At 25.1% G+C, this 1789-nt stretch carries 1 protein-coding gene; it reads left to right on the top strand.

Annotated elements, in window-relative coordinates; translation table 11 throughout:
- The first annotated feature begins 198 nt into the window (after positions 1-198).
- Positions 199-1092, top strand: coding sequence for a hypothetical protein (locus ACY1IQ_RS21055; protein WP_461614294.1), 894 nt, complete (start codon positions 199-201; stop codon positions 1090-1092).
- Positions 1093-1789 lie beyond the last annotated feature (697 nt).

Below are 1789 nucleotides of genomic sequence, written 5' to 3'. Positions count from 1 at the left end.
GTAACTTCAAAAAAGAATCAATTTTAAATTTCTCAGTTTCTACTTAGAAATGTCCATAAACTTTTTATTCTTCATTATTAATTCTTCATTTTTATGACCTGTTTCTATAATATGATAAACTTTCCATAATTTTTCACGATATAAGAAGTGTAACAAAGTATATTGTGATTACAAATTTATAATAAAGGGGGGCTATATATGAGAATATCTTTTTCATCACAACAGTACGTGAGACCAGTAAGTTTACATCATTCTTCTAATAGTAGTTTTATTAAAAATTCTAATGATAACAATGGAAGAACTGAAAAAAATAATACTATGAATAAAAGTAGTATGGCTGTATCTTTAGGACGAAAGTCAAAGAAAAACAATATGCTTGAAAATTTAATTGAGCGAAAAGTAAATTTAATGGACAGAAAAAATGATATTATTGAAAAAGCTTTAGAGAATGGTGAAAGTCCGTCAGCAATAAAAGAAAAGCTACATGATATTAATAAGCAAATTAATGAAATCAATGAGCAAATAAGTAAAATTCAATGTGAAGAACAACGTAAATCACTTGGTACTGAGGATGTAAGTAAGAAAAAAGAGAAACTTAAAGAAAAATCAAATAAACTTTCTGCTAAAGAAAGTAATGGAGATAACTCTGAAGAAAAAATGACTAGTGTTTTAAGTCTTTCTAATAATTTATCTCAAGCTAAAGCTTTATCTTCTCAAAGAACTTCAATGTCTGGTGAGGTAAGAGTTTTAGAAAGTGAGATAAAGCTAGATGAGTCAAGAGGAATTGAGACTATTGAAAAGAGAAAATCTGTTGCTAAGATAAAGGAAAACATTGAAAATATTACTGAAAAAATTAATGACAAATTAACAGATACAAATAATAAATTTGAGAATAGTGTAGGAAGTAATAGATTAAATAATATTACCTACAAAAGCGAAGAAAGTAAGAATACTAGCAACAATGATAATACACAAAATGATGATAAGCTATTAATAAAGCAACAACAAACTGCTGAAAATATTAAGCATTATAGTGAAAATATCAATGATAAAGATAAGTATGAAGGAGAAAAAATTGATGCTATAGCTTAGAAAGCATATAAATATGTACTTTTTAAGTTTTAATTAAATTAATTTTTTACTGACTTTTAACTAGCAATAGAATTGCTAGTTTTTTTATTGTAGGGGAACTTAATTAATGCACAATGCACAGTTCACAATTCACAATTAAGGTTGAAATTATTTTCTAGCAAAATAATTTCTTTGAATGCATTTTTTTGACTAGCAATACAATTGCTAGTTTTTTATTGTAGTGGTCAACAGTGTCGTCAGCCTTTTTAATATGTCTTATAATTTAATATTAATCAATAATATGTGGCGAACACTGTTCGCCGCTACAGTTAATCAATTTTAAATTTCTCAGTGGCAACTGAGAAATATCCACAATTGTGAATTGTGCATTGTGAACTGTGAATTAAGTTAAGTTTGTCGCTACACTTAATTAATGGAGAACTTATGAAAATTAATAACTACGATTGAAATTAATTTCTATTTAAAATTAGTAAAAAATATAAAATTTTAACTATTTCTTAATAAATTTCAAAGCTTTTATGAGTATACTAAAAGAAATTAAATTATTTATATGCAATGCTTTAATTAAAATTTATATATTTTGTTGATAATTTATAGTAAATTTTTGGAGCTAATTTTAGGGAATTACATTTAATTACAGGCCAATATAGTATGTTTTCGTATTTTTTGGTATAATTAAACTGTTAAAAAATTATAT

It is taken from the genome of Clostridium sp. Marseille-QA1073 (assembly GCF_054863625.1).
The sequence above is the reverse complement of the archived record's forward strand: the minus strand, read 5'-3'. Positions and strand labels throughout refer to the sequence as shown.